The following is a 17,107-nucleotide window of genomic DNA, read 5'->3' on the forward strand; positions in this document are numbered from 1 at the left end:
CGCTCCTGAATCGGGGCAACGGACTGTTCAGTGTTCTGCGAGCCTCGTTCCATAAGGCCTTTGTCGTTTGTGGCGGGACGAACCTGTCACCCCGCTTCAGGGTTGTCTGGGCAGCGTGCTCGCTACCGTTCTTGTAGCCCCAGATCAGCCAAGGCTTTGCTGACGACCTTGGCTGGTAACGGAATGTACCCGTCTTTCATGACAACTTCCTGACCTTGTTTTGACAGGATCAATCTGACGAACTCGGCTTCGAGCGGATTCAACGGTTGGTTCGGCGCCTTGTTGACGTACACATAAAGGAAGCGTGCCAGCGGGTAGGTGCCATTCAATGCGTTGGCTTCGTTGTCTTCGACATACTCGCCGCCCTCCTTTTTTGCGAGGGGAACAGTGCGAACGCTGGACGTTTTATAACCAATGCCCGAGTAACCAATGCCGTTCAGGGAGTTGCTGATGGAGCTGACCACCGACGCAGAGCCGGGCTGTTCGTTGACGTTGGGCTTGAAGTCGCCCTTGCACAGCGCCTCTTCCTTGAAGAAACCGTAAGTGCCGGAAACCGAATTACGCCCGAACAGCTGGATGGCCTTGCCGGCCAGATCACCCGTCACGCCCACATCGCCCCAGGTTTTTGCATCGGTCTTGGCGCCGCACAGCCGGGTTGCGGAGAAGATTGCGTCAACCTGCTGCAGCGTGAGGCCCTTGATCGGGTTGTCCTTGTGAACAAACACCGCCAGCGCATCCACCGCCACCGGAATCGCCGTAGGCTTGTAGCCACGCTTCTGCTCAAAGGCCGACAACTCGCCGTCTTTCATCTTGCGGCTCATGGGCCCCAGTGTTGCGGTGCCCTCGGTCAGTGCAGGCGGCGCTGTCGAGGAGCCAGCGGCCTGAATCTGGATGTTCACGCTTGGGTATTCTTTTTGTAGGCCTCGGCCCACATCGTCATCAGGTTGGCGAGCGTGTCGGAGCCTACGCTGGACAGATTTCCGGAGACACCACTGGTTTTGACGTAGGGCTTGATCGCCGGGTCGACGGCGGCACTCGCATTGTCGACCGCCACGCCAGCCGCCACGAAAGTCAGCGCCGTCATCAAACGTTTGAAGGTCATGCCTTGCTCCTGGCGAGGTGAAGAGTACCGCCATCGATGATGGCCATGTGACCACTCTATGACCGGAATATGACAATCAAATGAAAGCCGCCAGTCATCATGACTGGCGGCTTTGATTTTTCAGCGGGACGATTCGTCGTAGGCTGGATCAGGACTCGACCGGCTTTCCTCTCATCAGGAAAATACCGATCCCCATGCCCATGGCGCAAAGAATCGCCACGTACCAGGAAGGCCCCATCGGGTTGGCTGCGAACATCAGGCTGACGACCATTGGCGTTAAACCGCCAAAGATGGCGTACGCCAGGTTGTAGGAAAACGACAGCCCGGAGAAACGAACCACCGGCGGGAAGGCCTTGACCATCACGAAGGGCACCGCGCCGATGGTGCCGACGAACAAGCCGGTAATCGCGTACAGCGGATACAGCAGATCCGGGTGCGTGCCGATCATGTGGTAGAAGGTCCACGAACTCACCAGCAGGCCCAGCGAGCCGAACAGGAAGACCAGCCCCGCGCCGACTCGATCCGCCAGCGCGCCCGCCCCGATACAGCCCAGACTCAGCAAAACAATGGCGAGGCTGTTGGCTTTCAGGGTGTCGGCGGGTGCGAAACCGTAGGCCTTTTGCAGCAGGGTCGGCGTCATCAGAATGACAACCACCACACCGGCGGAGAGCAACCAGGTCAGAAGCATCGACAGCACAACCGCGCCACGGTGATCACGCAATACCGCTTTGAGCGGCACTTCGTCAGCCAGTTGCTTGCGCAATTGCAGCTCGGCGAACACCGGGGTTTCGTGCAGCCAGCGGCGCAGGTAAACCGACATCAGACCGAAAACGCCACCAAGCAGGAAAGGAATCCGCCAGGCGTAGTCCGATACCTCAATGGGCGAGTACACGCTGTTGATCCAGGTTGCGACCAGCGAGCCAAGCAGAATCCCGGCCGTCAGGCCGGACGTGAGGGTACCGCAGGCGTAACCGACGTTACGGGCGGGAACGTGTTCGGAAACGAATACCCACGCGCCAGGCACTTCGCCACCGATTGCAGCACCCTGAATGACGCGCATCAGCAGCAACAACATGGGAGCCCAGATGCCGATCTGCGCGTAGGTTGGCAGCAAGCCCATGATCAGCGTCGGCACGGCCATCAGAAAAATGCTCAGGGTGAACATTTTCTTGCGGCCCAGCAGATCGCCGAAGTGCGCCATGACGATGCCGCCAAGGGGCCGAGCCAGATAACCGGCGGCAAAAATGCCAAACGTTTGCATCAAACGCAGCCATTCGGGCATGTCTACGGGGAAAAACAGCTTGCCTACCACTGCTGCGAAGAACACGAAGATGATGAAGTCGTAGAACTCCAACGCTCCGCCCAGGGCAGACAGTGAAAGGGTTTTGTAATCGTTGCGGTTCAGCGGGCGCGAAGGCTGCGTAGCACTTAAAGGCACAGAGGACATGACAATGGCTTCTCTTTTGAGGCTCTCTTTGGGCGAAAAATCAACGGTGACTCAACCGTGGGTAACGGCTTCACACGCGATTTCTCGACTCGAAAAGTTAATCGGGCATCAAAATTGCGTGCCAAAAATGGCGTAGTGCGCCAGGTCGGTCCGGCACGATAGCAAATTGCGTACAAATGCACATGGATTGCAATGACCCGAAGGCATCATGAAAAAGCGGCGGTCGTGTCGTGACGGCGCGCCAGATATACTCGCCGGCCGCGACTCAACCGGGCTCTTCAGGGAAGTTGTGCGAAACCATTTGCCCAAGTCGTTTTCGCAGAGTTTCCCTTTAAACAAGATGAAGACTTAGTAGAGTCATGGGTCAGAGGGACCCGATAATGATTGAGCTCGAACAAGAAGATCCGATACCGCAGGGCGATCTTGCTTTGCAGATTACCGCCCTACCCCGCGAAACCAACGGCTTCGGGGATATTTTCGGCGGCTGGCTAGTTTCTCAGATGGACCTTGCCGGTACTGCCATGGCGAGCAAGGTGGCCGGTGGCCGCGTGGCGACGGTTGCCATCGACCGCATGGCGTTCCTGGTGCCCGTCGCGGTGGGGGCGCAGTTGTCGTTCTACACCCAGACCCTGGAAATCGGCCGCAGCTCGATTCAGATGATGGTCGAGGTGTGGAGCGATGATCCCCTGTCCAGCGAATGGCGCAAGGTGACCGAAGCCGTGTTCGTTTTCGTCGCCATCGACGGCAGCGGCCGTACTCGCTCGGTGCCGGCTCGTCGCTGATCAGTAAGCCAAGGGGGCCGATGTGCCCGCCCTTGGCTTTGCGCAACAAACTCATCAAGCTTGGCGCAGTCTGAGTCAGTCACTGTCCTTCGAGTGAGAACCCCTATGCCTACGTCAAACGTCGAATCCTTCCAGCTCGGTGAGCTTAATTGCTGGCGCATCCGCCACGGTCAGGCCGAACTGGTGATCGCCCAGCAAGGCGCGCACATCATCAGTTACCAGGTGGACGGCGATGAGCCGCTGATCTGGTCCAACCCGGGCGCGCTGTTCAAATCGGGCAAGCCTATTCGCGGCGGGATGCCGATCTGCTGGCCGTGGTTTGGCAATTTTCAGCGTAATCCGTCCAGCGTGCAGGCCATGCGTGCAAGCGACGAACCGGCAAAGGCCCACGGCGAAGTTCGGGCGATCGACTGGGAGTTGATGGGCGTGGGTGAGGATGGCGACGCGTTGATTGTCGAATTCATCCAGCCCCAGGCCGAAGGACATTTGCCGGGGTGGCCGCACACTGTTGGCTTAAAGCTACACATCCGCCTGGATACCGCGCTGAATGTCAGCCTGGTGAGCTTCAACGCTGGCGCTGAAGACGTCACGCTCAGTCAGGCGCTGCACAGCTATTTCGCGGTCAGTGACGTCAGCCAGATCAGCATCGAAGGGCTGGACGGCGTGGAGTACCTGAACACACTGGAAAGTTGGGAAACTCGGAATGTACAGGTGGGCGATATCACCTTCACCGGCGAGACCGACCGTATTTATCAGGACACGCCCGACCTGATCTCAGTGGTCGATCCGAAATGGGAACGCCGGATTCAGATTCAGACGACGGGTTCGCAATCGGCCATCGTCTGGAACCCGTGGATCGACAAGACCAAAACCTTCGACGACATGCAGCCGGATGGCTGGAAAAGCATGGTGTGTGTTGAGACAGCCAACGTCATGACCGATGTGGTGACGCTCAAACCGGGTGATATGCATGCGCTGAGCGTCAGCATCTGGGCCGAGCCGTTGGCAGAAGCCTGACGACACTGCGCTATTTTGTAGGACCGGCTTCAGCCGGGAAGAGGCCTGCATGAACACCGTAAATTTGCGGTGTGGCACCTGGCGCTTTCCCGGCTGAAGCCGGTCCTACAGTGGGTTCCAAGACCAACCTCCGGAATGTACGCGGTCCCACCAGGATATTGCTGTGTCAGCGAACTACAAATCCGCCTCAACCACCACCCGCACTTTCGACGCATCCAGCGTGTAAGCCGCGTCGGCGAGATCATTGCTGACCTTCTCGACCTTCAACGTGCCGATGACCCACAACGGTGTATAGATGTCGGTGATCTTCAGGCCTTTCGGATAACGCACCAGCACCAGCTGATTCGGCGGCGGTGGCGGCACATGGATGCAGGCGCCCGGGTACGGGACGAGGAAGAACAGCGTGCTGTGGCCTTTCGCATCAGTCTCCAGCGGCACCGGATAACCACCCAGACGAATGGTTTTGTCGTTCATCGACGCGACGGTTTTGGTGGAGTACATGACGGCAGGCAAGCCCTTGCTCTGCTTCAAACCGCCCTTGCTGTCGAACGTTCCCTGGCCTTCAGGCGAGTTGTGATCGATTTCGGGCATGGCTTCGAGGGCTTTCTGATCCGACTTCGGCATCAGCTCTAGCCAGTCGGTTTCAGGTAATTCAGCGGCGCGTACCAGTCCGCAGACCAGCAGCAATGAAACGAAGAGGAGATGACGCATTGGAGAGGCTCGGCGGAAGGAGTTGAGTGCCGGGCATTCTAGCCCTCTGCGCAGCAATAGCGCAGAGGGCCAGGCGTGCTTAACGCTTTTTAATCATGCCGTAGATCACCAGCAGGATGATCGCGCCGACAAGTGCACCGAGGAAACCTGCACCCTCGCCTGCGCGGTAGATACCCAGCGCCTGACCACCATAAGTGGCAGCCAGCGAGCCGCAGATGCCGAGCAGGATGGTCATGATCCAGCCCATGCTGTCGTCGCCTGGCTTCAGGAAGCGCGCCAGCAGACCTACGATCAAGCCGATGAAGATGGTTCCGATGATTCCCATGCCATGTCCCTCTGTTTGAATGAATATGCCAATAGCCTAGCTAGCTATTGGCAACACGCTATGAGAGGGGCGGCCCGGCGAAATGGTTCAACAGGATATGAAGGACACTGTAGGAGCGAGCTGGCTCGCGATCTCGCTGGGTCCGACAGCAATGAGGTCGCGGACAAAATCCCATCGCGATCAAGCTCACTCCCACAGAGGCCGTCAAGACCGACCACGCTGTGATCAGTTTTTGATCAATGCCTCGACCTGCTTCACCTGACGATCCAGCGTCTTGCGGTCTTTGCTGCGCACCGTGGCGTGGCCGACCTTGCGCCCGGCCTTGAAGGCCTTGCCGTAGTGATGCAGATGACAGTCTTCGATGGCGATCACGTCGCTCACAGCCGGCACTTCACCGATGAAGTTGAGCATCGCGCTCTCACCAACCTTGGCCGTCGAACCCAGCGGCAGCCCGGCAACGGCGCGCAGATGGTTCTCGAACTGACTGCACTCGGCACCTTCGGTGGTCCAATGGCCCGAGTTGTGGACACGCGGGGCGATCTCGTTGGCTTTCAGGCCGCCATCGACTTCGAAGAATTCAAAGGCCAGCACGCCTACGTAATCCAGCTGCTTGAGCACACGCCCGGCGTAATCTTCAGCCAGCGCCTGCAACGGGTGATCGGTGCTGGCGATGGACAGGCGCAGAATGCCGCTGTCGTGGGTGTTGTGGACCAACGGATAGAAGCGGGTCTCGCCATCACGGGCACGCACGGCGATCAACGAAACCTCGCCGGTGAACGGCACAAAGCCTTCCAGCAGGCACGGCACGCTGCCCAGTTCGGCGAAGGTGTCGCTCACGTCTTCAGGGGTGCGCAGGACTTTCTGGCCCTTGCCGTCGTAACCCAGCGTGCGGGTTTTCAGCACGGCCGGCAGACCGATGCTGGCCACCGCAGCGTCCAGATCCGCTTGGGACTTGATGTCGGCGAACGCCGGCGTCGGGATGCCGAGGTCCTTGAACATGCTTTTTCAAACCAGCGATCGCGGGCGATGCGCAGTGCTTCGGCGCTCGGGTAAACCGGCACGAACTGCGACAGGAAGGCAACGGTTTCAGCCGGTACGCTCTCAAACTCGAAGGTGACCAGATCAACATCGTTCGCCAGCTGGCGCAGGTGTTCCTGATCACCGTAATCGGCGAGCAGGTGCTCGCCAAGCGCAGCGGCGCAGGCGTCCGGTGCGGGATCAAGGAAGGCGAAGTTCATTCCCAGCGGGGTGCCCGCCAGTGCCAACATGCGACCCAACTGGCCGCCACCGATTACGCCGATCTTCATGAAAACCTCAGGCCTCGCGTGGGTCTGGATTGTCCAGAACGCTGTCTGTCTGCTCAGCACGGAATTTCTTCAGCACTGCGTGGAAGTGTGGGTGCTTGGCGCCCAGGATACTGGCCGACAACAGCGCGGCGTTGATCGCGCCTGCTTTGCCGATGGCCAGCGTTGCAACTGGAATACCGGCAGGCATCTGCACGATGGAGAGCAATGAGTCGACGCCCGACAGCATGGACGACTGAACCGGGACACCCAGAACGGGCAGATGAGTCTTGGCAGCGCACATGCCAGGCAGATGAGCAGCGCCACCAGCGCCGGCGATGATCACCTCGATGCCACGGCCTTCGGCTTCTTCGGCGTACTTGAACAGCAGATCGGGCGTGCGGTGCGCCGAAACCACTTTGACTTCGTACGGGATGCCGAGCTTTTCAAGCATGTCGGCGGTGTGGCTAAGGGTGGACCAATCGGACTTGGAGCCCATTATCACGCCAACCAGTGCGCTCATCGTCGTGCCTCTCATCGGGCGCCCGCAGGCGCGGCTAAAAACAACAAGCCACGCGGGAAAACCGGCGTGGCTTGTCGTACAAATGATGACCAGTCGAACCGGCCGAAGGCCGCGGAGTATACCGCAAAGCGTCAGGATGACAGCCCCCATACGTTCAACCGTCCAGGTTTTTTATAGCGGCAGGCGGCACGGAAAAGTCCGGCAGAGGATCGGCACTTGTACCTCACACCAATCAAACGAGGACTACTGCAATCGGCGTCGATCCTGATTCCCTGTCGACGCCAGTTGCTATTAGATATCCGGCGTCGGGCTATACACGGCCCGACAATAATCCACCTACTCAAGGAAGAGTACGATGCTCAAGAAATATACAAGTTGTCTGCTGCTGCTCTGCGCGTTAGCGCTGAGTCACAAGGCGTGGGCCAACGATAACCCCTCCAGACAACCGTTAACCCTCTACCTGGTTCTCCACGACGACCTTTCACATCACAACATCCACGAATTGCGCCAGGATTACTTCGCCTGGCTTATCAGGGATCTGGAAAGTTTCACCGATCGTTATGTGCGACTGGCGTTCATTCGGGACGTCCCGGGCCTCACGGACTTCGCTTATCAAAATGATGATGTGGACGAAACCTATTACGCCTGGAAGAACAGGATGGATCGGCATGTCATCAACAACGGCATGGAGCGCAACGCGACCACCAAATACCTGTTGTTAACTCAGAACAAGATCAACTCGAATACGCTGGGCGCGAGTGAGGACAAGAGCTACACGGGCATAGCATCACTGGAAACGTTCGCAATACCCGCGCACGAACTGGGTCATATGCTCGGTGGCACTCATAAGGCCGCAGAGGTTCTCTATAAAGGCGGATGGTGGTGCCAGACGAATATCATCGAAAGTCACGAAAAAATACGCTCCAACTGCTATGTCTACAGCGACGCGAACAAGCAAATTATTGCTGAGCATCTGAACAGGTATCCTTGACGCAACATGGGTCGCTCTTCGGCATTGCCGGGAGCGGCCCTCGTCATGGGGAATCTGGTGCCGCCGCACTTTCGAGCTTGCGCCACAACAGCCGGACATTGGCCTTGCGAACCAGCGCGCAGCGGTAGAGCCGAATCTCCAGCGGGACGTGCCACTGAGTGCCGCCGCAGATAACCAATTCGCCTCGTTCGAGCTCCGCCGTCACGCTCAGCCGAGGCACCCACGCGATACCCAGCCCCTGTAGCGCCATGCCCTTGAGGCTGTCGGCCATCGCCGTTTCGTAAATCGTCGTGAAGCGCACGCTGCGTTGGCGAAGTAGCAGGTTCACCGAGCGCCCCAGAAACGCACCGGCGCTGTACGCGAGCAGCGGCACGCTTTGCTCCCCTTCCAGGTCGAACAGCGGCCGCCCCTCTTCGTCTGTCGAGCAGACTGGCAGCATTTCGGTCATACCCAGGTGCAGCGACGGGAAGATCTCGGCGTCCATCTGCAACGCGGCATCGGGGTCGTAGAACGCCAGCATCAGATCACAACCGCCTTCACGCAGCGCGTGTACCGCGTCGCCGACGTTGGTGGCGACCAGGCGCGTGGCAATGTTCAGCCCTTCATTGCGTAACTGCGCGATCCAGCGCGGAAAGAAGCTCAGCGCCAGCGAGTGAGCGGCAGCGATCTGCATGACCTCACCCTGCCCGCTCTCCAGGTGGTGCAAATGACGCAGTACTTCGCCGAGCTGGTCGACCACTGTCCTCGCGGTGACGAGGAATAATTGCCCTGCCGCCGTCAGCTCGATCGGCGTGCGCGAGCGATTGACCAGCGTCAGCCCAAGCGCCGCTTCAAGGCTGCGAATGCGCCGGCTGAAGGCCGGTTGCGTGACAAATCGACGCTCCGCAGCCTGGGAAAAACTGCGGGTCGCGGCCAGCGCACTGAAATCTTCCAACCACTTGCTTTCCAGGTTCATCGTTTCTCCAGCGTTAGAAATGGCGCATTCGCAGGTGCGACGGAGCGTCATACACTGATTCACACGTTCGCAACAATCCCCGCGTCACAGCACCATTATGCCGATTGTGCATAGGGCAGCGTTTTACAGCATTGGTCCAGAATCGCCTGCAAGCCTAGTATCAGCGGCGTTCCGGCTTAGTCCGTGCCCATCTTGAGACTTTCTCTATCATGTCCTCCGCTGCATCATTTCGCATCGAAAAAGACTTGCTTGGCGTTCTCGAAGTACCCGCTGAAGCGTATTACGGCATTCAGACCCTGCGCGCGGTGCACAACTTCCGCCTCTCCGGTGTTCCGCTTTCGCACTACCCGAAGCTGGTTGTAGCGCTGGCGATGGTCAAACAAGCTGCAGCGGATGCGAACCACCAGCTGGGTCACCTGAGCACCGATAAGCATGCGGGCATCAGCGAAGCCTGCGCACGACTGATCCGCGGTGATTTCCACGATCAGTTCGTCGTCGACATGATCCAGGGCGGCGCCGGCACCTCCACCAACATGAACGCCAACGAAGTCATCGCCAACATCGCGCTTGAAGCGATGGGCCATGCCAAGGGCGAATACACGTTTCTGCACCCGAACAACGACGTGAACATGGCGCAGTCCACCAACGACGCGTACCCGACGGCCATTCGTCTGGGTTTGCTGTTGGGCCACGACTCACTGCTCGCCAGTCTCGACAGCCTGATTCAGGCATTCGCGGCCAAAGGTCACGAGTTCAACCACGTGTTGAAAATGGGTCGTACCCAACTGCAAGACGCGGTGCCAATGACCCTGGGTCAGGAATTCCGCGCCTTCGCCACCACCTTGACTGAAGACCTCAACCGCCTGCGCAGCCTGGCGCCTGAGCTGCTGACCGAGGTCAATCTCGGCGGCACCGCCATCGGCACCGGCATCAACGCCGACCCTGGTTATCAGCACCTGGCCGTTCAGCGGCTGGCGACCATCAGCGGCCAGCCGCTGGTGCCGGCGGCGGACCTGATTGAAGCAACCTCCGACATGGGTGCTTTCGTGCTGTTCTCCGGCATGCTCAAGCGCACCGCGGTCAAGTTGTCGAAGATCTGCAACGACCTGCGCCTGCTCTCCAGCGGCCCGCGCACCGGCATCAACGAGATCAATCTTCCGGCGCGTCAGCCAGGCAGCTCCATCATGCCGGGCAAGGTCAATCCGGTGATTCCGGAGGCGGTGAACATGTGTGCCTTCGAAATCATGGGCAACGACCTGGCGCTGACCATCGCTGCCGAAGGCGGCCAGTTGCAGCTGAACGTGATGGAGCCGTTGATCGCCTACAAGATCTTCGACTCGATTCGCCTGCTGCAGCGCGCCATGGACATGCTGCGCGAGCATTGCATCGTCGGCATCACCGCCAACGAAGTGCGCTGCCGTGAACTGGTCGAGCACTCGATCGGCCTGGTTACTGCGCTGAACCCTTACATCGGTTACGAAAACGCCACCCGCATTGCCCGCGTCGCCTTGGAAACAGGCCGTGGCGTGCTGGAGCTGGTGCGCGAAGAGGGCCTGCTCGATGACGTCATGCTGGCAGACATCCTGCGCCCAGAGAACATGATTGCGCCGCGGCTCGTGCCTTTGAAGGCTTGATCGTCCGGCTCTCCAGCACTTGCAACACGATCACCAGGCTGAGGGTCTAGACACCCCTCACCCTTTTGAGGGCCGGAAGCACACGCTTCCAGGCCCTTTTTTGCCTGCTTTATGCCGGCTTGCAGTAAACCGAATAAAGACTCCAATAACGCGCACCGGTATAGTGCGCACCCTCTAAGAAAGCGAGGAAACACCAATGCTTGAAGTCATCAACGACTTCCTCTCGGGAAAAGTACTGATCGTGCTCATTGTTGGGCTCGGTGGATATTTCACGATTCGCTCGCGTTTCGTTCAGTTCCGTCACTTCTTTCACATGTTCGCGGTGTTTCGCGACAGTTTGCGCAGCAGCGCCGGCCAGTTGAGTTCATTCCAGGCCCTGATGCTGAGCCTTGCCGGCCGCGTCGGCGCCGGTAACATCGCCGGCGTCGGCATCGCCGTCACCCTCGGCGGACCGGGCGCGGTGTTCTGGATGTGGGTCACTGCGCTGGTGGGCATGGCGAGCAGCTTTTTCGAATGCTCCCTTGGTCAGCTGTACAAACGCTGCGACGCCGAAGGGCAATACCGCGGCGGTCCGTCGTATTACATTCAGCACGGCCTGGGCAAACGCTGGCTGGGCATGATCATGGCGGTGTTGCTGCTGGTGACCTTCGGCTTTGCCTTCAACGGCCTGCAATCCCACGCCGTGACCCACTCGCTCAACGACGCGTTCAAGATCTCGCCAAGCTACGCCGGCGTCGGTCTGGCGATTCTGCTGGGTCTGGTGTTTGTCGGGGGATCAAGCGCATCGCCAAGGTCGCCGACCTGCTGGTGCCGATCAAGACACTGGTCTACATCGCCGTCACGCTGTACGTCATCGGCGTGCAGTTCGAGCACGTTCCGCACATGCTGATGACCATCGTCAAAAGCGCGTTCGGCATGGATGAAGTGTTTGGTGGCCTGATCGGCAGCGCCATTGTCATGGGCGTCAAACGTGGCGTCTTCGCCAACGAAGCCGGCCTGGGCAGCGCGCCGAACGTAGCGGCGGTGGCTCAGGTCGAGCACCCGGTTGCACAAGGTGTGGTTCAGGCGTTCAGCGTGTTTCTTGATACGTTCGTCATCTGCACCTGCACCGCGTTGCTGATCCTGCTGTCCGGTTTCTACACCCCGGGCTTCGAAGGCGATGGCATTGCCCTGACGCAGAACTCCCTCGCCGCCGTCGTCGGTGACTGGGGCAAGCTGTTCATCAGTGTGGCGCTGGCGCTGTTCGTGTTCACTTCGATTCTCTACAACTACTACTTGGGCGAAAACAGCCTGCGCTTCCTGCTGGGTGAGAACCGCAAGGCGATCTTCGGTTACCGCGTGCTGGTCCTCGCGTTGATTCTGTGGGGCGCGGTCGAGGATCTGGGCACGGTGTTCGCCTTCGCCGACATCACTATGACGATGCTGGCTTTCGTCAACCTGATCGCGCTGGCGATGCTGTTCAAAATCGCGCTGCGGGTGCTGAAAGACTACGATGCCCAGCGTAAAGCCGGGATCAAGACGCCAGTTTTCGACTCCAGCCAGTTCCCCGATCTGGACCTGGACCTGAAAGCCTGGCCAAAGCCTGATGCCGCTCAGCCTGCGGCGCACATGGCAGCGGTCAGCGGCAAACCGGTCGCGGACGCGCGTTGATCATTTGAACCTCAATCCAGGGAGACAGGCATGAGTCGCAAAAACCACGCACCCGCCCGCCAGGTGATGGTGCTGTATACCGGTGGAACCATCGGCATGCAGGCCAGCGAAAACGGGCTGGCACCCGCTTCCGGCTTTGAAGCGCGCATGGCTGAGCAACTGGCTGCGCTGCCTGAAATGGTCGTGCCGCATTGGTCGTTCCGCGAAATGTCTCCCCTGATCGACAGCGCCAATATGACGCCTGCCTACTGGCAACGCCTGCGTGAGGCGGTGGTCGACGCGATTGAGGTTCAGCATTGCGATGCCGTGCTGATCCTGCATGGCACCGACACCCTGGCCTACAGCGCAGCCGCCATGAGCTTTCAGCTGTTGGGGCTGAACGCCCCTGTGGTGTTCACCGGCTCGATGTTGCCAGCGGGCGTTCCCGACAGCGATGCCTGGGGAAACGTCAACGGCGCCTTGCAGGCATTGGGTCAAGGGCTTGCCGCGGGAGTGCATCTGTACTTTCACGGCGAGCTTCTCCAACCGACGCGTTGCGCGAAGATTCGCAGCTTTGGCCGCAACCCTTTCGCTGCGCTCAATCGTGCCCAGGGCGGCGAAGCCGCCTCGACGTTGCCTGCGGCGCTGGATTATCGCCAGTTCAAGCAACTGGCGAACGTGGCGATACTGCCCCTGTTTCCCGGCATTGGCGCGGCCCAGCTCGACGGTTTGATCGACAGCGGTATTCAAGGTCTTGTGCTGGAATGCTTCGGCAGCGGCACAGGGCCCAGCGATAACGCCGACTTCCTCGGCAGCCTGCAGCGTGCTCACCAGCAAGGCGTGGTTGTGGTGGCGATTACCCAATGCCACGAAGGCGGCGTCGAGCTGGATGTGTACGAGGCTGGCAGTCGTCTGCGAGGCGTCGGCGTGCTGTCAGGCGGCGGCATGACCCGCGAAGCGGCGTTCGGCAAGCTGCATGCGCTGCTGGGGGCCGGACTGGATGGCAATGAGGTGCGGCGATTGGTCGAGCTCGATGTGTGTGGCGAGTTGCGCTGAGCGAGTAGCGTCGCTTAGATAGTTGTCTGCACGCGTTTACCGGCGATGAGCCCAGATATTTCGCAAGGTCGATAACCCACAACAGGCCGCAAATTGCCCGGTGTCCAGACGCTATACTCGCGCAGCAAACACAACCCTGTGGGAGTGAGCTTGCTCACGAAGACGGCATTTCAGCCGCTGAAGATTCAGCGCACGTCCTACCCCTTCGCGAGCAAGCTCGCTCCCACAATTGGTGTATCGGCGGCGTGGTTTCGTATTTGATGAGAGCAAGCTTGCTCGCGAAAGCGGCCTCTTCATCGACGGGTATCTCGCGGATGGACCGTCCTCTTCGTCCGGATGCGTCTGGCGTCAATCATGCCCTCATCAAGCAAGGGCATGACCTCATCACGAATAAGCAACCTCAACCGGCCGCTTGTCCATCGCGTCCTGCAGCATCGAGTTCAGATTGCCGGAGATGTTTTCGCACAGCGCTTTCATCTGAATCTCGTGCTCGGAGGCCTTGAACGGGCTTTGCAGGTCGGTGCCGATTTTCTCGATTGCCAGCAGCATGAAGCCCACGACAGTCGAGGCCAGTGGCGTGAACCAGCCCAGTGTTTCGACCAGACCGATCGGCACGATGATGCAGAACAGCGTGATGAAGAGGCGCGGGAACGTCACGTACGGGTAAGGCAAAGGGGTATTGGCGATGCGCTCCATGCCGCCCTGGTTATTGGAGATTTCCACCAGCGTCGCTTCAAGCCGCTCAAGACGAATGCTGTCCAGCCGACCGGCTTTGTATTCCTGAGCGATGATCGCGGCGGACTCATTGAGGATCGCGTTAGGGAAGTTGTTGGTGCGCGTGCGGCGCTCGAATTCTTCCCGGGAAATCATCGCCGTTACCTGCTCGCCGCAATCGCTGCCCTTCAAATGGGCAGACAGGCATTCAACATAGGCAACATGACGGCGCAAGAGCGTGGCCTTGACCGGGTTCAGCCCGTCCTCGTCATCAATGAACGTCAGCACCTGCCGGGCAAAGCTGCGGGAGTTATTGACCAGCGCACCCCACAGCGTGCGCGCCTCCCACCAGCGGTTATACGCGCTGGTGTTGCGGAAGCTGGTCAGCACGACCAGCGCAGAACCCAACAGGGTCAGGGGCATCGATGGCAGAGTGATCTTGCGATCCAGAAACAGCATGAAGTCGACGGTAACGACGACGTCCCATATCAGCAGCCAGAACAAGGACCAGCCGATGTAGGTAAATGTCCTGATCATGGCGCGGTACTTCTTGACGATCATTTCCTGCAAAGGCCACCTCCGGCGCAATACGTTGAATCAGTCGGCAAGGGCTCGACCCAAGGCTTCGAATACGTCTGGGCAACTTCGTTCGTTACGCGCACAGGCTATATGTAACCAAATACTCAATGGAAGCTGAATCGCTTCTCCAAAAGACTGGCTGACAGATTGTTCATGGAACGATAACGCCCTCGCCGCGCTCAACACCTATCTGGATGCTTCCGCTACCCGTCACGAGGAGAACGTTAATGAGCTCGTCTGCCAACTCTCACTCCACCGAACGATCAGGCGCAGTGCGCACGTTTACGCCGCACACTGACCGCGACCAACTGACCATCAATACCATCCGCACCCTGGCCATGGATGCTGTGCAGAAAGCCAATTCCGGGCACCCCGGTACGCCGATGGCGCTGGCACCTGTCGGCTACACGCTGTGGAAAGATTTCCTGCGCTATCACCCGGAACACCCTGACTGGCCAAACCGTGACCGTTTCGTGCTATCGGTCGGCCATGCTTCGATGCTGCTGTATTCGCTGCTGCACCTGGCCGGCGTGATCGAGATCGATGAGCACGGCAAGCCATCAGGTAAACCTGCGGTGAGCCTTGAGGACATCAAGCAGTTTCGCCAGATGGACTCCAAAACCCCGGGCCACCCTGAGTACCGCATGACCACCGGCGTGGAGACCACTACCGGTCCGCTGGGTCAGGGTTGCGCCAATAGCGTCGGCATGGCGATGGGTGAGCGCTGGCTGGGTGAGCACTTCAACAAGCCGGGCGCGACGCTGTTCGATTACAACGTGTACGTGCTGTGCGGCGACGGCGACATGATGGAGGGCGTGACCGCCGAAGCGGCTTCAATCGCCGGGCACCTCAAGCTGTCGAACCTGTGCTGGATCTACGACAACAACACCATCAGCATTGAGGGCCACACTGAACTGGCTTACAGCGATGATGTGCAGAAGCGTTTCGAAGGCTACGGCTGGAAAACCCTGCACGTCAAAGACGCCAACGACGCCAGTGCGCTGGCCAAGGCGCTGCAGACCTTTCAGCAAACGAGCGATGCGCCGACCCTCATCGTGGTCGACAGCGTCATCGGCTTCGGCTCGCCCAACAAACACAATACGTCTGCCGCCCACGGCGAACCGCTGGGCGATGACGAAATCAAGCTGACCAAAAAAGCCTACGGCTGGGATGAAAACAGCTCCTTCCTGGTGCCGGAAGATGCCCGTCACTGCCTGCGTGACGCACTGCTGGAACGTAGCGGCAGCGATTACGACGCCTGGCTTGAGACCTTCAACCAGTTTGAAAAGGACCAGCCAGAGCTCGCCGATCAGCTCAAGCGCATGCGGGCCGGTGAGATGCCCGAAGGCTGGCAAGACAAGCAGATGAATTTTGAAGCGGACGCCAAAGGCATCGCCTCGCGCGCTTCCGGTGGCAAGGTGCTGAATGCGTTTGCCGAGCAGATCCCGTGGCTCATCGGCGGCTCGGCAGACCTTTCGCCGTCGACCAAAACCAACCTGACGTTTGATGGGGCGGGCAGCTTCGAAGCAGGTAATTACGGCGGTCGAAACCTGCACTTCGGTATCCGCGAACATGCCATGGGTTCCATCGCGAATGGCTTGGCCCTGTCCTACATCCGTCCGTACACCTCGACCTTCCTCGTGTTCAGCGATTACATGAAGCCGCCGATTCGTCTGGCGTCGATCATGGAATTGCCGGTTATTTTCGTCTTTACCCATGACTCCATCGGCGTCGGCGAAGACGGCCCGACCCACCAGCCCATCGAGCAACTGACTCAGCTGCGGGCAACACCCGGTGTGCTGACGATTCGTCCGGGCGATGCCAACGAAACGGCCGAAGCCTGGAAAATAGCGCTGGCGCAAACCAGCAGACCGTCCTGCCTGGTGCTCTCGCGCCAGCCGTTGCCGACCCTTGATCGCTCGAAATACGCCGCCGCCGAGGGCCTGACTAAAGGCGCGTACGTGCTGGCCGATGCGGTCGAAGGCAAAGTGGACGTGATCTTGATCGCCACTGGCAGCGAGGTCGGCATGACCGTCGAAGCGTTCGAGAAGCTCAAAGCCGAAGGGGTTGCGGCGAGAGTGGTGTCGATGCCGAGCTGGGAATTGTTCGAGGATCAGGACAAGGCCTACCGCGACGGCGTGCTGCCGCCGGACGTCAAAGCCAGGGTGGTGGTGGAACAGGCGGGGCCGGTGGGTTGGGATCGGTATGTCGGGCAGACCGGCGCAAAGATCGTGATGAACACCTTCGGTGCATCGGCTCCCATCGACAAGCTGCAGGCCAAGTACGGATTCACGGCGGAAAACATCGCCAAGCTGGCGAAGGAACAAATCGCTGGTTAATCCTGTGTAAGAGCGCTTGC

The 17,107-nt window shown here is 59.4% G+C and carries 12 protein-coding genes and 3 pseudogenes; 7 read left to right on the top strand and 8 right to left on the bottom strand.

Going from position 1 to position 17,107, the window contains the following annotated elements:
• Window positions 1-122: 122 nt before the first annotated feature.
• Window positions 123-1,102, bottom strand: a pseudogene (locus JN403_RS04115) (phosphate ABC transporter substrate-binding protein PstS family protein).
• A gap of 148 nt (window positions 1,103-1,250) precedes the next feature.
• Window positions 1,251-2,549, bottom strand: a complete 1,299-nt coding sequence (locus JN403_RS04120; protein ID WP_205485486.1) for an MFS transporter — start codon at window positions 2,547-2,549, stop codon at window positions 1,251-1,253.
• A gap of 380 nt (window positions 2,550-2,929) precedes the next feature.
• Between JN403_RS04120 and JN403_RS04125 the strand changes: the two genes are divergently transcribed.
• The gene (locus JN403_RS04125) at window positions 2,930-3,331 is read left to right on the top strand and encodes an acyl-CoA thioesterase (protein WP_037016781.1); all 402 of its coding nucleotides are present in this window, start codon (window positions 2,930-2,932) and stop codon (window positions 3,329-3,331) included.
• 105 nt (window positions 3,332-3,436) lie between these two features.
• Window positions 3,437-4,348, top strand: a complete 912-nt coding sequence (locus JN403_RS04130; protein WP_205485488.1) for a D-hexose-6-phosphate mutarotase — start codon at window positions 3,437-3,439, stop codon at window positions 4,346-4,348.
• Between the two features lie 174 nt (window positions 4,349-4,522).
• Here the strand turns inward: JN403_RS04130 and JN403_RS04135 are convergent, their stop codons facing one another.
• The 4 genes and pseudogenes from JN403_RS04135 to purE all read right to left on the bottom strand — a co-directional run bounded on the left by JN403_RS04135 (window position 4,523) and on the right by purE (window position 7,190).
• Window positions 4,523-5,059 (bottom strand): DUF3299 domain-containing protein, encoded by a 537-nt coding sequence (locus JN403_RS04135; RefSeq protein ID WP_205485490.1) that lies wholly within the window; start codon window positions 5,057-5,059, stop codon window positions 4,523-4,525.
• A gap of 79 nt (window positions 5,060-5,138) precedes the next feature.
• Window positions 5,139-5,384, bottom strand: coding sequence for a GlsB/YeaQ/YmgE family stress response membrane protein (locus JN403_RS04140; protein WP_037016790.1), 246 nt, complete (start codon window positions 5,382-5,384; stop codon window positions 5,139-5,141).
• A gap of 225 nt (window positions 5,385-5,609) precedes the next feature.
• Window positions 5,610-6,691, bottom strand: a pseudogene (locus JN403_RS04145) (5-(carboxyamino)imidazole ribonucleotide synthase).
• Window positions 6,692-6,698: 7 nt separating this feature from the next.
• Window positions 6,699-7,190: a 5-(carboxyamino)imidazole ribonucleotide mutase gene (purE, locus tag JN403_RS04150; protein ID WP_074885928.1), complete on the bottom strand. Its 492-nt coding sequence runs from the start codon at window positions 7,188-7,190 to the stop codon at window positions 6,699-6,701.
• Between the two features lie 355 nt (window positions 7,191-7,545).
• Here purE and JN403_RS04155 point away from each other — a divergent pair, with 355 nt between their 5' ends.
• On the top strand, window positions 7,546-8,181 hold the full coding sequence (locus tag JN403_RS04155) for a hypothetical protein (RefSeq protein WP_205485492.1): 636 nt from the start codon (window positions 7,546-7,548) through the stop codon (window positions 8,179-8,181).
• A 43-nt stretch (window positions 8,182-8,224) separates the two neighbouring features.
• On the opposite strand, the gene JN403_RS04160 is transcribed toward JN403_RS04155, so the two are convergent.
• On the bottom strand, window positions 8,225-9,136 hold the full coding sequence (locus JN403_RS04160; protein WP_205485494.1) for a LysR substrate-binding domain-containing protein: 912 nt from the start codon (window positions 9,134-9,136) through the stop codon (window positions 8,225-8,227).
• A gap of 209 nt (window positions 9,137-9,345) precedes the next feature.
• Between JN403_RS04160 and JN403_RS04165 the strand changes: the two genes are divergently transcribed.
• The 3 genes and pseudogenes from JN403_RS04165 (at window position 9,346) to JN403_RS04175 (ending at window position 13,455) form a co-directional block, all read left to right on the top strand.
• Complete coding sequence (locus JN403_RS04165; protein ID WP_205485496.1) at window positions 9,346-10,770, top strand: aspartate ammonia-lyase; 1,425 nt, start codon at window positions 9,346-9,348, stop codon at window positions 10,768-10,770.
• Between the two features lie 196 nt (window positions 10,771-10,966).
• Window positions 10,967-12,420 (top strand): annotated as a pseudogene (locus JN403_RS04170) (alanine/glycine:cation symporter family protein).
• Between the two features lie 30 nt (window positions 12,421-12,450).
• Window positions 12,451-13,455, top strand: a complete 1,005-nt coding sequence (locus JN403_RS04175; protein WP_205485498.1) for an asparaginase — start codon at window positions 12,451-12,453, stop codon at window positions 13,453-13,455.
• 384 nt (window positions 13,456-13,839) lie between these two features.
• Here JN403_RS04175 and JN403_RS04180 read toward each other — a convergent pair whose 3' ends face one another.
• Window positions 13,840-14,739, bottom strand: a complete 900-nt coding sequence (locus tag JN403_RS04180; protein ID WP_172610235.1) for a bestrophin family ion channel — start codon at window positions 14,737-14,739, stop codon at window positions 13,840-13,842.
• Window positions 14,740-14,975: 236 nt separating this feature from the next.
• On the opposite strand from JN403_RS04180, the gene tkt reads away from it, so the two are divergent.
• On the top strand, window positions 14,976-17,087 hold the full coding sequence (gene tkt / locus JN403_RS04185) for a transketolase (protein WP_205485506.1): 2,112 nt from the start codon (window positions 14,976-14,978) through the stop codon (window positions 17,085-17,087).
• The last annotated feature ends 20 nt before the right edge of the window (window positions 17,088-17,107 follow it).

Source organism: Pseudomonas sp. 15A4, assembly GCF_016925575.1.
Taxonomy (GTDB): domain Bacteria; phylum Pseudomonadota; class Gammaproteobacteria; order Pseudomonadales; family Pseudomonadaceae; genus Aquipseudomonas.